We start from the raw sequence: 424 nt of genomic DNA on the forward strand, positions 1-424 counted from the left end.
GATCGACCCCGGCGAGCAGGAGGCGCAGCACGCGCGCCGTCAGCACCTGCGTCTTGCCCGTCCCGGCCGACGCGGACAGCGCCGCATGGTCGCGCGGGCTCGACGCGCGCAACTGCTCGCCGCCGAGCCGCGGAAGCGCGCTCATTCCCCTAGCCACGGAAGCGCCTCTCGATGGATTTCGCCGCGGGCGGCCGGAGCGGGGTCAGAAGATGATCGCGCCGACGATGAACGCGATCGCAGCGATGGTCCAGTCCCGCTGCGTCATCCTCTTCAGGAAATCCATGGCTTGCCTCCCTTTGTCGAACCGGGGTAGCGCCCCGGCGGCGCGAGCGATTATGAGCCGCAGCCTTGTCGTCTGTCCACCGGAGCGATTCCATGGCCCGTGAGCCCCGTTACCCCGAAGATGCGCCCATCCAGAAGGAGG

Annotated in this window: 2 protein-coding genes; both read right to left on the reverse strand. The window is 69.1% G+C overall.

Features of this window, described 5'->3' with window-relative positions; all coding sequences use genetic code 11:
* On the reverse strand, window positions 1-145 hold a 145-nt coding region (locus tag AC2JF9_RS09715), incomplete at its 3' end, for a UvrD-helicase domain-containing protein (protein ID WP_500727367.1).
* Between the two features lie 57 nt (window positions 146-202).
* On the reverse strand, window positions 203-424 hold a 222-nt coding region (locus tag AC2JF9_RS09720; protein ID WP_500727365.1), incomplete at its 5' end, for a hypothetical protein.

The sequence above is a fragment of the Lactobacillus sp. C449L genome (genome assembly GCF_059900815.1).